The organism is Lachnoclostridium sp. An169 (assembly GCF_002160525.1).
GTDB lineage: Bacteria > Bacillota > Clostridia > Lachnospirales > Lachnospiraceae > Mediterraneibacter > Mediterraneibacter cottocaccae.
Window position 1 is genome coordinate 1 of record NZ_NFKT01000056.1, and the last position, 15333, is coordinate 15333.

Annotated in this window: 11 protein-coding genes and 1 pseudogene; 1 reads left to right on the forward strand and 11 read right to left on the reverse strand. The window is 48.9% G+C overall.

What is annotated here, in order from left to right; translation table 11 throughout:
* Positions 1-387: 387 nt before the first annotated feature.
* The 6 genes from xylB to B5F07_RS21535 all read right to left on the reverse strand — a co-directional run bounded on the left by xylB (position 388) and on the right by B5F07_RS21535 (position 6751).
* The gene (gene xylB, locus B5F07_RS21510) at positions 388-1854 is read right to left on the reverse strand and encodes a xylulokinase (protein ID WP_087163239.1); all 1467 of its coding nucleotides are present in this window, start codon (positions 1852-1854) and stop codon (positions 388-390) included.
* Positions 1855-1961: 107 nt separating this feature from the next.
* Entirely contained in the window at positions 1962-3446 is a 1485-nt protein-coding gene (locus B5F07_RS21515) for an L-fucose/L-arabinose isomerase family protein (RefSeq protein WP_087163240.1), read from the reverse strand.
* A 30-nt stretch (positions 3447-3476) separates the two neighbouring features.
* Positions 3477-4091 carry a DUF4867 family protein gene (locus tag B5F07_RS21520; RefSeq protein ID WP_087163241.1) on the reverse strand — a complete coding sequence of 205 codons (615 nt, stop codon included), beginning with the start codon at positions 4089-4091 and terminating at the stop codon, positions 3477-3479.
* Positions 4092-4208: 117 nt separating this feature from the next.
* A complete protein-coding gene (locus B5F07_RS21525; RefSeq protein WP_087163242.1) occupies positions 4209-5048 on the reverse strand; it encodes an AraC family transcriptional regulator in 840 nt (279 codons plus the stop codon).
* Positions 5032-5784, reverse strand: coding sequence for a trehalose operon repressor (gene treR / locus B5F07_RS21530; protein WP_087163243.1), 753 nt, complete (start codon positions 5782-5784; stop codon positions 5032-5034). Before treR ends, B5F07_RS21525 begins: the two co-directional genes overlap by 17 nt.
* A gap of 79 nt (positions 5785-5863) precedes the next feature.
* Complete coding sequence (locus B5F07_RS21535; protein WP_087163244.1) at positions 5864-6751, reverse strand: AraC family transcriptional regulator; 888 nt, start codon at positions 6749-6751, stop codon at positions 5864-5866.
* 133 nt (positions 6752-6884) lie between these two features.
* Here B5F07_RS21535 and B5F07_RS21540 point away from each other — a divergent pair, with 133 nt between their 5' ends.
* The gene (locus B5F07_RS21540; protein WP_087163245.1) at positions 6885-8282 is read left to right on the forward strand and encodes an MATE family efflux transporter; all 1398 of its coding nucleotides are present in this window, start codon (positions 6885-6887) and stop codon (positions 8280-8282) included.
* Between the two features lie 145 nt (positions 8283-8427).
* Here the strand turns inward: B5F07_RS21540 and B5F07_RS21545 are convergent, their stop codons facing one another.
* The 5 genes and pseudogenes from B5F07_RS21545 to B5F07_RS22480 all read right to left on the reverse strand — a co-directional run.
* Complete coding sequence (locus B5F07_RS21545; protein ID WP_087163246.1) at positions 8428-10677, reverse strand: AraC family transcriptional regulator; 2250 nt, start codon at positions 10675-10677, stop codon at positions 8428-8430.
* Between the two features lie 170 nt (positions 10678-10847).
* Positions 10848-12320, reverse strand: a complete 1473-nt coding sequence (locus B5F07_RS21550; RefSeq protein WP_087163247.1) for an ABC transporter substrate-binding protein — start codon at positions 12318-12320, stop codon at positions 10848-10850.
* Positions 12321-12399: 79 nt separating this feature from the next.
* Positions 12400-13284 carry a carbohydrate ABC transporter permease gene (locus B5F07_RS21555; protein ID WP_087163248.1) on the reverse strand — a complete coding sequence of 295 codons (885 nt, stop codon included), beginning with the start codon at positions 13282-13284 and terminating at the stop codon, positions 12400-12402.
* Positions 13285-13299: 15 nt separating this feature from the next.
* The gene (locus tag B5F07_RS21560) at positions 13300-14232 is read right to left on the reverse strand and encodes an ABC transporter permease (protein WP_087163249.1); all 933 of its coding nucleotides are present in this window, start codon (positions 14230-14232) and stop codon (positions 13300-13302) included.
* Positions 14233-14439: 207 nt separating this feature from the next.
* A pseudogene (locus B5F07_RS22480) lies at positions 14440-15333 on the reverse strand (FIVAR domain-containing protein); the annotation flags it as partial.

The window sequence follows — 15333 nt, forward strand, 5'->3', positions numbered from 1 at the left end:
AGTTGCACCTCCATTATAAAAAATAACTTCTGTGGTTGCAACCTTCTGTGAGCTCAATCAAAAGGATTTTGTCCGGCAAATACCCTTATATAAACCACAAGTGCACATTTTACACGCTTTGCCGGATAATTGTTTTATCATTATAGGCGCAATGCGTTAATTTGTCAATACAGAAATATATACAAAAAAGAGTTTCTTGAAAGAATACCTTGCAGAAAAAGAACGGGCATCGTATTGGAACCTGCAAAAACAGCAGCCGTACTGTATTTTTCATACTATACGGCTGCTATTTTTCAGTTTATTTTATTCTGCGCAGTTACTCCATATATGCTTTTCCTGATCAAATGTCTCCAGGATCATCCGGTCCCCCTCTGCTTTCTGCAGACCCTACAGCTCTTTATAAACTTCCTTCAGAGCCGGATAGAGTTTCCGGAACTTCTGGTATCTCTCCTCATACTTCGCTGTAAGCTCCGCATCCGGTTCCTCTGTCGCCACGATCTTCACCAGTTTTCCGGCGGCTTCCTCCACGGAAGAGAATACGCCGCATCCGACCGCCGCCAGGATCGCCGCACCGTATCCCGGACCTTCCTCGCTCTCGATAATGTCCACTTTCATGTTCATCACATTGGCGATAATCTTTCTCCAGAGCGGGCTCTTTGCGCCGCCGCCGCAGATCTTCGTTCTCTGGGGATTTACGCCGATGCTGCGCGCCACCTCCAGGGAATCGCGCAGTCCGAAAGCAACGCCTTCCAGCACGGCGAGCGTCATATCCTCTCTCGTCGTATCCATGCTCATCCCGATAAATGCAGCCCTTGCATCAGGATCATTATGCGGGGAGCGCTCGCCCATCAGATAGGGCAGATAGAATACCCTGTTTTCTCCAAGCCCGGTGATCTTCGCCTGTTCATCCTGGTATGCGGTAGTCTTCAGGATCTCGTCCATCCACCATTTGTTACAGGAAGCCGCGCTCAGCATACATCCCATAAGATGGTAATTTCCATCTGCATGTGCAAATGAATGAAGCGCATTGTTTTTGTCTACGCCGAATTTTCTGCTTGAGATAAACAGCGTTCCCGATGTTCCCAGGGAAATATTGCAGCCGCCGTCGCCGACTGTACCGGTTCCCACTGCTGCCGCTGCGTTGTCCCCTGCTCCGGCAATCACTTTCACATCTTCCGGAAGTCCCAGTTCTGATGCCGCCTCTTTGGTCAGCGTTCCCACCGGCTCCCAGCTTTCATAGAGCTTCGGAAGCTGATCTTCCGTGATACCGCAGATCTCCATCATTTCCTTTGACCAGCACTTGTGCTCCACATCGAGGAGCAGCATTCCGGACGCGTCGGAATATTCTGTGCAGAATGTTCCGGACAGACGGTATGCCAGATAGTCTTTCGGGAGCATGATCTTTCTGATCCGTGCGAAATTCTCCGGCTCGTTTTCCTTCATCCAGAGGATCTTCGGGGCTGTGAATCCCGCAAATGCAATGTTTGCCGTATATTTTGACAGTGTCTCTTTTCCAATTACATTATTGAGATAGTCCGTCTGTTTTCCGGTTCTTCCGTCGTTCCAGAGGATTGCCGGGCGGATTACATTGTCGTTTTCATCAAGGGCTACCAGTCCGTGCATCTGTCCCCCGAAACTGATTCCTTTCACCTGGCTCTTATCGCACTCTGCAGTGAGCTCTTTGATTCCCTCCATGCTCTGCGCATACCAGTCTTCCGGCTTCTGCTCCGACCAGCCCGGATGCGGGAAATACAGCGGGTACTCTTTTGATACGATTTTATGTATCTTTCCCTCCTCGTCCATCAGAAGCAGTTTTACCGCTGATGTACCGAGGTCTACGCCTATAAATAACATGTTTTGCACCTCCACATATTCTGAAAGAGGCTGCGCACCCAGGTCAGCGCAGCCTCTTATAACAGCTTTTCTCAATTAACACTTTTCTCAATTAACAGATTCTTTTATTAACCCCACGGATTCTCTGTCGGATATCTTACGCCCTTCGGCTGGTTGTATCCGATCTCATCTACCGGAACACCGATGTATTTGAATACCTCAAACAGCGCTTTTCCATAGTGTCCGAAAGCAACCGCACCGTGATGCGGGAAGTTCTTCTCGATCAGAACGTGGCGGTAGAAACGTCCCATCTCCGGAATTGCGAATACGCCGATGGATCCGAAGGACTTCGTTGCAACCGGAAGCACCTCGCCCTGTGCCACATAAGCGCGCAGTTTGTTGTCTGATGTGCTCTGCAAACGGTAGAATGTGATGTCGCCCGGTACGATATCTCCTTCCAGAGTTCCCTGTGTCACCTCTTCCGGAAGTGTACGCGCCATGATCATCTGGTATTTCATCTCGCAGAAGGACAGCTTGCTGGAAGCGGTATTTCCGCAGTGGAATCCCATAAATGTATCTTTCTGGGTGTACGGGAATTTCCCTTCGATGCTCTCTTTATACATATCGTTCGGCACGGTGTTGTTGATGTCAAGGAGTGTAACCGTATCCTGGCTTACAACAGTTCCGATGAACTCGCTTAATGCGCCGTAGATATCAACCTCACAGGATACCGGGATTCCCTGTGCTGTCAGACGGCTGTTGACATAGCAGGGTACGAATCCGAACTGTGTCTGAAATGCCGGCCAGCATTTTCCTGCGATTGCCACATATTTGCGGTATCCTCTGTGATCCTCAACCCAGTCTTTCAGGGTGAGTTCGTACTGCGCCAGTTTGGAAAGGATCTCCGGTTTCTTGTTGCCTGCGCCGAGTTCCTCTTCCATCTCTTTTACAATAGCCGGGATTCTCTCGTCTCCCGCATGTTTGTTAAACGCCTCGAACAGGTCGAGCTCGGAGTTCTCCTCAATCTCAACACCGATATTGTAGAGCTGCTGAATCGGTGCGTTACATGCAAGGAAGTTCAGCGGACGCGGTCCGAAGCTGATGATCTTCAGGCTGTTAAGTCCTACAACTGCTCTTGCAATCGGCTCAAACTCGTGGATCATATCAGCGCACTCTTCTGCATTTCCAACCGGATATTCCGGGATGTAAGCTTTCACATTGCGAAGTTTCAGGTTGTAGCTTGCGTTGAGCATTCCGCAGTATGCGTCGCCGCGGCCCTGTACCAGGTCGTTCTGGCTCTCCTCTGCTGCTGCGATGAACATCTTCGGTCCCTCGAAATGTTTTGCAAGCAGTGTCTCGGAGATCTCCGGTCCGAAGTTTCCAAGATATACAACCAGTGCGTTGCATCCTGCTTTCTTAACATCCTCAAGTGCCTGCACCATATGGATCTCGCTCTCAACGATGCAGATCGGGCACTCGTAAACAGTTCCCTCACCATATTTCTTTGTATACGCGTCAATCAGCGCTTTTCTTCTGTTTACAGACAGGCTCTCCGGGAAACAGTCCCTGCTCACTGCCACAACTCCGATTTTAATTTCCGGCATGTTATTCATTGTTCAATTCCTCTCTTTCTTCAATCTTTTTTAAACTTCGATATTCTCGCCTTTCAGTCCGCAGAACGCGCCTTCGATTCCGGCTTCCTCATGGGCGATCAGCCATTTGTTCACTGCCGTAAGCAGACGGTTCTCTCCGTCCTTTGCGGTCTCGAACGGCAGATCTTCATTGGTTCCCTTCGGCAGGACGATCACACAGCGGAATCCGCCTTCCTGAGCGGTGCACGGCGCATAGTGAAGCGTGGTCGCATAAAGTTCAACTGCAGTTCCTGCAGGAACGAAGAATGCCTCCACCTTTGCGGTATCGTACAGGTCTCCCTCTTCGATGTCCTGCTGGCATCCCAGCAGAAGAATCAGGTCTGTAGCCGCAATATCAATCTCAGAACTTCTATGATACTCCAGAGCGTTCAGTTTATGATTGTCCCCGTTGCAGTACCCGATCTGGATCGGCAGTCCGCCGAAACCTTTCCGGCAGACATCCGCAGCCTCCGGAACCGCCTCGAGTTCCTCCACGGACGGCACATAGACAACATCCTTCGGAAGGGGAGTGTGCTCCATCTCTTTTAAAATTTTATCAAAAGAGAATTCCGTGACCACTTTCCCGTATTTTCCGAAGGATGGATCTGTCAGTTTCTGAATGTTCAATTTTTCCGACCTCCTTTTTTTACTTCTGAGGTCATTTTAACAACTTCATATGACATTTTCGACCAAATTATTAGCCTTTTAATGCCCATTTCTTATCCTTTTTTATTTTCACCGCCGTCACTCCCGATTCTCTTTCCTCCCGCTCTTCTTCACATACTCGCTTGGCAGCATCCCATACTGCTTCTGAAATGCCCTCGCCAGTGCCTTGCTTCCGGAGAAGCCGTTCCTGAGCGCCGCCTCCGTCACCGAGTACTGCCCGTTATCAAGATCCTTGATGGCATACCGCAGCCGGATGCTCTGGAGATAGCTCTTGAACGTGATCCCCGCATATTTCTGGAACATCCGCGACAGATATGTAGCCGAATACCCGAAGATTCCCGCCACTTCCTCCAGGCTCATCTCTTTCGTGTAGTTGTCTTTCATGTAGGAAGTAATCGAAGAGAGCCGGTTCAGGTTCTTGTTTTTCCGCACAAACTCATCTTCCACATCCGTCATCCGGTACTCCTTGACAAGCAGATACATGATATTGTAGAAAATGCTCTTGACCTTCATATCATATCCGCATTTCTTCTCACTGTATACACGGTAAAGCTCTTTGAGCAGTTCCATGAATCGGTCATCCCGCCGCCCCGGCTCGTGGGTAAACCAGATAAACTGTTCCCCTGTGAAATAGTCCTCGAACATTTTCAGGGGGATCTGCAGTACAATTGTCTCGTTGGGCAGAGGAGAGTCGATGGCATGGACCTCGTTGGAATTGACGATCATAAATTCGTCCTCTGAAAGAGGCACCGCACGCTCCTCCATATAAAATTTCAGGCTGCCCCGGCACACCGCGAAGATCTCGATGGACCGGTGCCAGTGCTTTTCCCGGAAATATCCGCCTTCCCGCCCTTCAAAGATAAACACCTTAAAGGGGAAACCTTCCTCCGGCACAACCAGCTCATGAGAAAACCGCATGTTTTTCACCTGGTCCTTTCCGCCTTGTGGCAACATCCTGGAAACGGAAATAATCGGGGCGGTGCCGCGACTGGGTATACTCGAACTGGATCCCGTTGTCATCAAAGGTCTGGCTCGTAATCACCGCCATACAGTTATAATCCCGCAGATCCAGATACTTTTCATCCACCTGTGTCACCCGCTCCACAGTCAGGGTCCGCTTGCTTGTGGTAATGGTAATCCCCTTCACGCCTTCAAGGTAATCATAGACAGAGCGCTCCGCGATCTCCGGGGTAAGCCCGTATGTCAGTTCCTTCAGGAAATAATTATGGTCCAGGATCAGCGGTTTCCCGTCCAGGGACCTAAGCCTCTGGATATAGTAGAGTTCTGTCCCTTTCTTAAACCCCGTCCTCCGCTCGATCTTTTCATCCACTGTAATCTCAGTGAACTGCAGGACTTTTGTATACGGCGTTTTCTTGTTCCGGATCGCCGATTCCTTAAAAGACTCGATTCCGCCCACAATAAATGCCGTCTGTTCCACCGGTCGGAAAATATTGCGTACTCCTTTTCCGTGCATGGGCTGAACATATCCGTCCGCCGTCAGCTCTGCGATGGCCCTGCGCACGGTGTTCCTGGAACAGCCGTACTCCGTGACGAGTACATTTTCGGAGGGCAGCATCTCCTGATAGGCATAGACCTCCGTCTCGATCTTCTCCTTCAAGTCCTTATATATATGGTCATATTTCGCCCTGGGCATTTTTCTCGCTCCTTCTTGTTTAAACATCTTCTTTCATTATAGAAATGCCCGGGCAGAAAATCAAGTGGTTTCCGCTTCTTTATTCTTTAGTTTCCTGCTTTCCTTCCTGTTTCTCTTTCTTATCTTCCATGCTTTTCCCTTTATAATAGAGAGGTGATATTCCAAAATATTTTTTAAACAGCCTGCTGAAATGATAGGCGTCGTCATATCCCACTGCATCTGCTGCCTTCTGCACGGAGATCTCCGGGTCCGACTCCAGAATCTCCCGGGCTTTCTCCATGCGGATACTGATCAGATAATTGATGGGCGTGTCCCCGGTCTCACTTTTGAATATCTTGGATATGTAAATTGAACTCAAATACATGTTGGAAGCAATCTGGCTGAGAGATATCTTCTCCTGGTAATGTTCTTCCAGATACTTCTGCACCTGCGCAACCACGTATTTTTTCCCGGCAGTGCGGAATACTCTGCGCTTTCCCGCTGCTTCTTCCGTCTCTTCCGAGCGCGAGATCAGACAGAGCATCTGTATCAGGTATGCTTTCATCATAAAATACCGTCCGCTCTGCGGGCTTTTCAGCTCCTCTTCCATATTTCTGCAGAGTGCAGACACCTGTTTCTTCATCTTTTCCGGCATCTTAAGCACTGCGCCTCCTTTCCCCGGCAGAGGGATACAGTTTTCCCGGCAGTTTTTATACTGCACGTTCGTAAACGCCGCATAGAACTCCGTCGTCGTCCCATCCGGCACACTTCTGTGACAGACTCCGGGATTAAAGATCAGAAGAGTCCCCTCCTCCACCGGAATCGCCTGCCCATCTATAAAGAAATGTCCTTTTCCCTTCAGAATCACCCCGATCTCCGCAAAATCATGGGAGCGGTAATCTTCCTGCTCCTCCTGCCGGTCAAAAATACAGGCATATAGAAACTGCGGATTCAGATCACTGTATGTAAAATCATAATTTACGCACATCTTATCCTTCCCTTCTTCCTATCACTTCAACTGTACAACATAATTCATCCTTTGTACAGAAAACTACATTCTTCTTTTTTGTAATTTTTTTATAATGTCTCTTACAAGAAAAAAATGAAAGGGGTTGATCCAAATGACAAAAACTCTCACAAAGGGAAAACCGTTCCTTCTTATCCTGGAGTTTTCCCTGCCGCTGATCGCAGGCAACATTTTTCAGCAGTTTTACAGCATGGCGGACACGCTGATCGTAGGCAGGACCATCAGTGTCAACGCGCTGGCTGCTGTAGGCTGTACAGGCAGCATCACCTTTCTGATCCTTGGGTTTGTAAACGGCCTGACATCAGGACTGTCCATCATCACCGCACAGAGGTTCGGTTCCGGAGATTCGGAGGGCGTGCGCAGAAGTTTTGCCGTGAGCATTGTCTTAAGCTTCGCGGCGGCGGCGCTCATGACCGCAGTTTCCATCCCGCTCTCCATGCCGTTTCTGAAACTTCTGGAAACACCGGCTGAGATCATTACCGATGCAGACATTTACCTGAAAGTCATCTTTATAGGGATTCCCGCCCAGGTTCTCTTCAACCTGCTCTCCAACGAGATCCGGGCACTGGGAGACAGCAGGACACCGCTTTACTTCCTCATTTTTGCCTGCATCGTAAACATCATACTCGACTTTGCACTGATTCTGATCTTCCATATGGGCGTGGCAGGTGCAGGAGTAGCTACCGTATTTTCCCAGCTTCTCTCCGGCGTCATGTGTATTATATACATCCACAGGAAATTTCCGCTTCTGTGCGTGCGCCGGGAAGATTTCCGCATGGATCTGCGAAATATCAGGATCCACCTGAGCACCGGACTGCCCATGGCATTCCAGATGTCCATCATCGCTGTGGGATCTCTGATCCTTCAGTCCGCGCTGAACCGGCTCGGAGCAGTTTCCGTTGCCGCGTATACCGCGGCCCAGAAGATTGATTCCATCGCCACCATGCCCATGAACTCCTTCGGCATGGCGATGGCAACCTATGCAGCGCAGAACTACGGCGCCGGAAAACTTGACCGGGTCCGCCAGGGCGTCAACCAGTGTATCCTGCTCTCCGGCGGATTCAGCATCGTCATGGGCGTGGTAAACATCATGGTAGGACGGCAGCTCACTGCTCTGTTCGTCAGCGCAGGGGAGACGGAAGTGATCGAGCTGTCCCACACATACCTGACCATCACCGGAAGCACCTACGTCATCCTGGCACTGCTCTTCATCTACCGCTTTACCCTGCAGGGACTCGGAAAATCTCTTGTTCCCACTGTCGCAGGGGTGATGGAGCTCGTCATGCGGGCATTCAGCGGGCTGATTCTCGCGGATCTGTTCGGCTTCCCGGGAGCCTGTCTCTCCAACCCGCTCGCGTGGGCAGGGGCATGTGTTCCCCTGGCGGCAGCATACTACTGGACCATGCGGGGGCTCCGGAAGAAGGAAGCATCTCCTGAGGCGCATGAAAAGGGCAGTATCCTGCCAGGATTCGAGCGGAGGAATCCGTGCTGAAACATCCATGCGGAGATACCGTGCGGAAATATCGTGCGAAGAAATTGTGCGGAGATCGCGCTGAGATATCATGCGACGATATCCGCATGGAGGAAAAGAGAGGACACGCTCTCAACCAAAACGCTGTCCTCTCTTTTTTGTGTCCTCACACAGCTTCTTCCTTCTCTTTACTTTCTTTCCATGTCTCCCGGTATGTCTGCGGCGTCATCCCCGTCTTCTTCCGGAAGTACGTGTAAAAATAATTGCTGCTGATGAATCCGCACTGCTCCGCGACCTCCTTCGCCGGACGGTTCGTCTCCCGGAGTTCCTTCATAACCTCGCGGAGACGAATTTCATTAATATACTCTGATACAGATATTCCTGTATCCTTCTTAAACAGTCTCCCCATATAGTTGGGTGAGCCGCCGAATTCATCTGCCAGACGCTCCAGAGAAATATTCGGATCCCTGAAATTCTCCACGATGTATTTCTTTACTTCGTCAAGACGGCCTGCCATCCCCTTCTTCTCCCCGGATTTCTCCTGATTCTTTCTGATCTGTCCGAAAAGCTGTTCGAAACATTCGTCTGTCTGCCCTCGTTTCTCACACAGTGTCAGATTCACAAGGAACTGGCTGACTCCTTTTTCATCAGGGACAACTGTTCCAAGATTCCGCATCAGCGTAATTCCAAGCCATATAATCGCATTCATATATTCCGAGCTTCTACAGCATGCAAGTTCTTCTGTCAGGCTGTCATATACCGCCTTCATTCCTTCTCCACATCTTACTGCTTTGATCAGGCGTCCTGCCTCCAGTTTCTGGTAGTCCGCCCTTCCACTGTGTTCCTGCCAGATGAGCTCCATAGTGCAGTATGTATCTTCCGGATAAAAGAAGCTTTCCCGGAGAGCCTTTTCCAGTTTTTCATTCAGCTCCGGAATATCTTCCAGGTTCACGCTCTGTTCTGTCCCGATGCAGAAGAAATGCCAGGGGATAAACCTTTTCTGCTCTTTTAAAAACGTCTCAAAACATTTTTTCAGACGTTCCTGTACCTGCTCTGCGCCGGTCGTCTCAAGAATAAACGACAGTGTATAATCCTTGTTGATCACACCCGAAATTTTAAAGTCTTTCCGGAATATTTCTTCAAAAATATTCCAGTATCCGAATTCTATATCATAAGTACCCTTTTCACCATAGAGTTCCTTGAACTTTTCCTTCTCCTCGATCTGCAGGATCAGCACCGTATAGTTCTTCTCTTCCTCCAGGGTAAAGTCGAATTTTTCCATCTGCTCCATCAGCTGTCTTTTGGTAAACAGCTTCCGGCTGTGGAGAAAGTCGCTTAAAAATCCTTCTTTAAGTCTGTTGATTTCCGCCTGGTGAATCCCGGGACCGGACTTTTTCTGCATCCGCACTAATGAGACAGCGCTTTTTCCCATAACTGCAGCCATCAGCGTCACAATAACAGCTATGATCAGAAGGGTACACTCCGTCAGCACCGTAAGCGTCTGAAATACTTCTTCCCATTTTGTAATCTTAATGTAATCCCATCCACTCTCTTCCGAATGCAGATAAGAAATAAAGTATTTTTCACCTCCGGACACAGTTATCTCCCGGTTTTCCGCGCCTTTCCCCGCTATTTCCTCCACTGCTCTGCGCAGTTCATCTGACGCTTCAATCGTCGTGGTGCTGATGTCGATAAGCCGGTCGCCTTTTTCGTTAAAGATCAGCATCCGGCTTTCATTTAAGATATCCATGGAGCAGATACTGTCCGCTATCGCTTCATAGTCCAGATTCACTGCGACAGCGCTCCTTCCATGGGAAGAGAAAAGAATCTTAGTATAGACTTTCACTTCCTTACGGGGATCACTCTGGTATACCCCGGAAACAGCTCTCGGAATCAGACCGCCGCCTACATACTCCGACGTGCGCGTCATATATTTTCCGATTCCGTAATCCGGAAAATTCTCAATACTGCTTGCTCCGAACCTGCTTCCGGATGTGAGGATGAGATCCGGCACGGAACTGTAGATATAGATTGATTTGACCGTTGGGTTCGCTGTCTGGTACATCGTAAGCTGGTTCCGTATCCGGTCCATCTGTATACTGTCAGGCCATTCTTCCGTCAGGGTTCCGATCAGTTCGGAACAGACATCGTCCAACATGACCTGGGTAGCGATCTCATTTGCCGTATCATCCGTATTGTCGAACTCTTTCTGTACCTGTGCAAAGGTCTGGGTGGACATCTGGATGTTCTGGTCTATGATAAGCTCCCTCATGACAGCATACAAAACGGACATACCTGCCAGAACGATTCCGATAATTCCTGCCGATATGCCCAGAAAGATTCTCTGAAATTTCTGATTTTTCTTTTGCTTTTCATGCCTTTCACGAATATGGGTTTTCCACTTTTCCTTCAGCACTCCCCGCCACTCCCTCCATATTACAGATACTCTCCACTTTATTTTCCCATGCGTCCCTGTTAAAATGCAACTCTGATTTTTTGTACTTTCTTTGAATATTAACAAAAATTCCTGACGGCGGCTGTAATACCTCCGTCAGGAAATCTGATCATTCTATACAGACAGTGTCTTTATTTTGATGCCAGGAACTCGTCTACCTGTTTCTGCATCTCAGCGATTACCTTGTCAATTCCCGCCACTTCAAGCTGGGAGAGAAGTTCCGCGTTCGTCTCTTCCACCGGAAGTTCTCCGCCTACAAGGCTTTCATACTGTTTTACAACTGTTGAGACATTGGTGATCTCCTGCTGAACCGGTTCTGGGTCAAAGGAGAAGCCAAGGATCGGGGAAGTCTTTGCGCTGTCATTAAGCTCTTTTGTCTGCTCCCATACGTCATCCGGCTGTCCCTCGAGAACGTATGTATTGAATACGTTTCCAAGCGCCCATGCCTGTCCGTGTGAATATCCGCTGTCCGCAATCGTGCGGATTGTATGATCGTCAATCTTTTCATAATGTTTTTCTTCGATACCGTAGGAAATAAGGTTGATCGCATATTCGTCCGTGCTGAGCAGCTCAAGATACTTTAATGTTTCTTCCGGGTGTTTCGATGTAACAGAGATTCCATACATTGTCGCGATAACACCGTTTGTAGAAATATACGGCTCAACATCTACCGGTGCTACTACACAGTCATAGCCCGCACGGGTCGATTCCTCTGCTTCTACGCCCGGTTTATAAGTTCCTGAATAGAAGGCAGATGTTTTCTTTGCCAGTCTCTGGCTCTCTCCATACTCAGACATATATCCGCATTCTCCGTCAAGGAGTCCTTTGTCGTTGAGATCTGCCAGTTCGTTCAGCATGTTGATCCACTCGTCTGTCTCATACAGGTTCACGACTTTTGCACTCTCATCATCCATCTTTATCACGCCTGCTGACAGGTAATCACTGATGTATTCATATCCACAGTAGTCCGCCGCTGATGAAATATTTACACCGCCGACCTGTGCCCCGTACTGGTCATATGCTTTCTGTGCATAGTCGCCCATGTCGGTAAGATTCTTTACTGCGTTAATATCTGTACCGGTTCCCTCCACGTATTCTTTCGGCATCAGGGCACATAACTGACGCGCGACGATCTGCTGGTTCGGCACTGCGTAGATTCCTCCGTTGATTGTCGCTGCGGTCCACATATAGTCCGGAATTGTCTCATAAAGATCCGGCGCAACATCCGGCAGCATCTCACTGATATCAATGAAAGCGCCTTTCGCCACATTTGTGTTATACGGATTCAGCCAGTTTGATGTAAAGCATGCGTCATACTCTTCTCCGGATGCAATAATCGTCTGGATCTTGTCCGCATAGGAACCGCCGTGGAATACCCAGTCACAGGTAACACCGATTTTCTCCGCAGTATACTCATTGAGCGCTTCCATTACAGCATCCTGATCCGTCTGTTCCGGAACGGTCGTATGTATCCTGATGTTGACAACATCCTTTTTCGCGTCGCCGCCATCTCCGCTTCCGCCGCCGTTTCCTCCGCTGCAGCCCGCCAGCGCACCCGCTGCCAGAACTGCGGTCATCCCGAGTGCAATCATCCTTTTCTTCATAAATGTAGTCCTCCTTTAATTTTTATCTGTATTTGCCTGTGCAAATTACATCCTTACTCTTTGAGTTCCGCCTTCCCTCTTATCCTTTCACTCCGCCTACTGTAAGACCCTTGACAAAATATTTCTGGAAGAACGGAAATACAACCAGCATCGGTCCTGCCGCTACAACACACATCGCCATACGCATGGATTCCGTCGGCATATCTGCTACACTGATTCCCATACCGGATACCGCAGAGTTGCGGATCATCTCCTGTACATCACGCATCATAATATACAGGCGGTACTGAAGGTTATAGAGTTCCCTCTGGTCAATATACATCAGCGGCTGGAACCAGTCGTTCCAGTAATTCAGCGTGATGAACATTCCCACTGTCGCCAGTGCCGGTTTCGCCAGAGGCAGAATTACCCTGGCAAAGATCGTTAGCTCTCCCGCACCGTCCACTGTAGCCGCCTCGATCAGGGATGTGGGAATCTGCCTGAAAAAGGTACGGAGCAGCACGATAAACCACGGTACAATCAGAAGCGGCAGAATCATTACCCATATTGTATTCTTAAGCTGAAGATATCTGGTGATCCAGATATAGCTCGGAACCATACCTCCGCTTAATACCATCGGTATGATCAGGAACACGGTAAGCTGTTTGTTGTATTTGTAATCCTGTCTGGAAAGTACATATGCGATCATCGCATTCAGGGTTAAGCCCAGTGCCAGTCCCAGTACGGTAACTATAATCGTCACCGCATAAGATCTTAAAATCGCCGCCGCGTCTTTAAATACGAAAGCATATGCGTCCAGTGTAAAGCCTTTCGGAATAATTCCATATCCATTTTTCACGATCTCCATGTCACTGGAAAATGAAATAGAGACTACTGTGATAATGGGAATCACACACAGGAGGCAGAACAGGATTAGCACCGCATATATTGCAATTTTCGGTCCAAGTGAAATTTCTTTTTTCATACTGTATACACCTCCCTAGAATAAAGCACTTTCTTTGTCAATTTTGCGTACCACTAGATTTGTTCCCGTTATCAGAATAAATCCGACTACAGCCTGGAAACATCCTACGGCTGAACTGATACCGATATTTCCAGTTACTCTCAGCGCACGGTAAATGTAAGTATCCAACACATCTGTTGTCGCATACAGGGCGCCCTGGTCTCTCGTCAGATTGAAGAATAGTCCGAAGTCTGCATACATGATCCTTCCGATCTGAAGAATGACCATTACGATAATCACACTTCTGAGGAGCGGCAGGGTAATCTTCCATACCATCTGCCACCGACTTGCTCCATCTAGCGCGGCAGCCTCATAATATGTATCGTCTATCCCCATCAGCCCCGCATAGTAGACTACTGCATAATATCCAGCCATTTTCCATGCATACATGAAAGTCAGGATAAACGGCCAGTACTGTGATCTTGCATACCATGCGATGCTCTCCATTCCAAAGAATTCCAGAATCTGGTTCAGAATCCCGTAGTCGTGGTGGAGATAAGCATATAGCAGGTATCCCACTACAACCCATGACATAAAGTATGGGAAAAACATAATTGTCTGTACGACTTTGATCGTTATCCGGCTCCGGACTTCATTCATCATCAGTGCGAGCGCTACTGAGATAACCAGCGTAATAGCTATGAACAGCGCGTTAAGTCCGATCGTATTGCGCAGCACCCTCCAGGCGTCATTGGATTCAAAGAAAAATTGAAAATTCTTAAATCCTACCCACTCGCTTCCAAACATACCTTTATCAAACCTGTAATCCTTAAAAGCGATAATCAGGCCGCCGATCGGCACGTAAGAAAACAGAAACAGGATAACTGCGGCAGGCAGCGCCATCAGCGTCAAAGTCAGGTTCTTTCTTCTGGAAGCTGTTTTTCTTCCGGTCCTGATTTTTGTTTTCATCCTCTTCCTCACTTTCGTTTGTTGATGCGCTTATTATAATGAGCTTTTTTGGATATATACAACTATGAAATCCTGTGTTTTCTCTGTTTTTTATCAAAACAGCACAGTTTTTTGAACTTTACCGCATACAGAAAGCAGACTGCGCTTTGTGCCCGCGCACAATTCAGCCTGCTTCCTGTTTTCTGCCCGTATTTCCGTTTCTAGCGTTTAATAAAGTTTCTTCCTTCTTATTACAACCGTAACTCCCGCCAGTACCGCCGCTGCCGCCATCAGTGCCGCCGCAGTTCCCACCTGCGCGTCATCACCGGTCTTTGCAGCCTTCTGAGCTCCGGTTCCGTTGTCTTTTGCCCCCGTATCCGTTTTCTGTCCAGCATCTGAACTTTCCGGAGTATCCGGGCTGTCCGGCTCGGACGGATCACCCGGTTCAGACGGATCGGATGGCTCGCTCGGGTCACCCGGTTCACTTGGGTCGGACGGCTCCCCCGGTTCGCTCGGATCACTTGGTTCAGACGGATCACCCGGTTCACTCGGGTCGCCTGGCTCTTCTTTCAGGGCGAGCGCATCCCGCGCCGCTGCCAGTTCAGTCTCCGCCTGATCCACTACAGCCTGGTCGTCCACAGACAGCGATTCATCTGACAGTACCATATTTGCCTGCATCAGCGCTGCTCTGAATACATCTGCGGACTCCTCTGTGTACTTCGTAAGATCCAGATCTTTCAGGCTGTCTACAAGTCTCTGGAGGTTTTCTTTATTCGCTTTGTATCTCTGCATCAGGATCGTGTCAAGAAGGTCATCCGCTGCGGACATGATATCTTCCTGCAGCGCGTCCCCATCCTCATACACTTTCTTTGCTGCTTCCAGGGCATTCACAAGACTCTGCCAGTTATCCTGTACATAGCGGTCTGCCTGTTCTGTCATTCTCTCCGCGCGTTCGATCAGGATCTCCAAATTCGTCTTGTCCCCCTGCACAACGCCAAGTCCCCAGATTCCTTCCAGGAGGCTGTCCCATGCCGTATTGACTTCATCCGCGTCTGCGTTTTCATCCGCCAGTACACGCTGTGCTTCTGCCAGAACCTTTTCAAAATATTCCTTTGCGGTATC